This is a genomic window from Streptomyces atriruber (assembly GCF_001418325.1).
GTDB lineage: Bacteria > Actinomycetota > Actinomycetes > Streptomycetales > Streptomycetaceae > Streptomyces > Streptomyces atriruber.
In genome coordinates, this window is sequence record NZ_LIPN01000517.1 from 1 (window position 1) to 1,250 (window position 1,250).

General features: G+C 65.6%; 1 protein-coding gene and 2 pseudogenes. 1 reads left to right on the forward strand and 2 read right to left on the reverse strand.

What is annotated here, in order from left to right:
- Together AOK03_RS42285 and AOK03_RS37415 are read right to left on the reverse strand one after the other, a co-directional pair.
- Positions 1–83: pseudogene (locus tag AOK03_RS42285) on the reverse strand (DUF4937 domain-containing protein); the annotation flags it as partial.
- A 33-nt stretch (positions 84–116) separates the two neighbouring features.
- Positions 117–938, reverse strand: a complete 822-nt coding sequence (locus tag AOK03_RS37415) for an arylamine N-acetyltransferase family protein (RefSeq protein WP_055569833.1) — start codon at positions 936–938, stop codon at positions 117–119.
- A 174-nt stretch (positions 939–1,112) separates the two neighbouring features.
- Between AOK03_RS37415 and AOK03_RS44575 the strand changes: the two are divergent.
- Positions 1,113–1,250: pseudogene (locus tag AOK03_RS44575) on the forward strand (TerD family protein); the annotation flags it as partial.

Sequence of the window (1,250 nt, forward strand, 5' to 3'; positions counted from 1 at the left end):
CCCAAAAGCCCCGCCCACTTCCGCTGCCCTCGTTCGAACCCCCGACGGTCTACCACGGTGCAGCGACTCCACTTGACCAGCACCGCGCCATCGTACGGCGCGGAGCACGGCACGGGTCACGCTCCGGCGTAGTGCACCCGGATCAGCTCGGCGGAGTCCGCGGCATCGAGTTCGATTCCGAACTCCCGGTCGAGAACCTCCATCAATTCGCCCACAGGAACGCTTCGTTCTTCCACCGAGCCGTCCGGGCGCATCAGCGTCAGCTGATCGCCCACCAAGAGGCGACGGATCTCGGGAGCGGCCCTCTGCAACACCGGCCGGCGAATGAACGACGACCTGGGGTGGGTCGACGTGTAGTGGTTCATCAGCACGTAGTCGACCGGAAGTCGGCGCTCCCGCGTGTACGCGTAGAGGTCGAACCATCCGTCGGGGCGCCAGGTGCGCAACGCCAAGACGCCTTCGTTCTCCTCCTGGAGGCTGAAACGCCACTCTCCTTGTTGCATTTCCACACCCCCGCGCAGCGGGATCGGTTCGAGCAGCCCATCGGCTCCGAACCCGGTGTCGCAGTGCCACGCCTCGCCGTCCACCTCCACCTTGAGGAGCATATGGCTCACCGCACGCGTGGAGGTCGCCCCGACCCTGACGCGCGCCGCGAGTCCGGTGACGTCGAAGCCGATGCGTTCCAGCGCTGCCGCGAAGATCAGGTTCTGCTCGTAGCAGTAGCCACCCCGCCGCCTGCGCAGCAACTTGTCCTGCAGCGCGGGCAGGTCCAGCGGAACCGGTCGGCCGAGCATCATCTCGAGGTTTTCGAAGGGGATCGCCGCCACATGCTCTCTGTGGAGCGCGCGCAGGGTGTCCAGATCCGGTTTCGTCTTGCCGGTGTGGCCGAGCCTCCCCAAGTAGGCATCGATGTCGAGTTCTTCCCCGTCCCATGTCATGAGTCCATGATCTCCATGTCCGCGACCGCGGACCAACCAGGTTTGGCCGCTGCGCAGTTACTGAGTCTCTGAGCTGGGGCACTACGACGTTGTCAGCCGTACGCCGTAGCGTGTGCGTGGTGGGACGAGCCTGGTGAAACCACGGCGGCCAGATCACGATGAGGGGGAAGTCCATTGAGCAGCGTCAGCAAGGGCATCAAGAAGGTCGAAGTCGGACTCAAGTGGGATCCGAGCCCGGCCGGCACACCGCCCAACGATCTCGACATCATCGCGGCGACGTACGCGGCCGACGCGCCGTACGGCGCCCCTGTG

What these genes read in the sequence shown, in the direction of transcription:
- AOK03_RS37415 (WP_055569833.1), bottom strand. Translation starts at nt 938, where the DNA reads ATGACATGGGACGGGGAAGAACTCGACATCGATGCCTACTTGGGGAGG.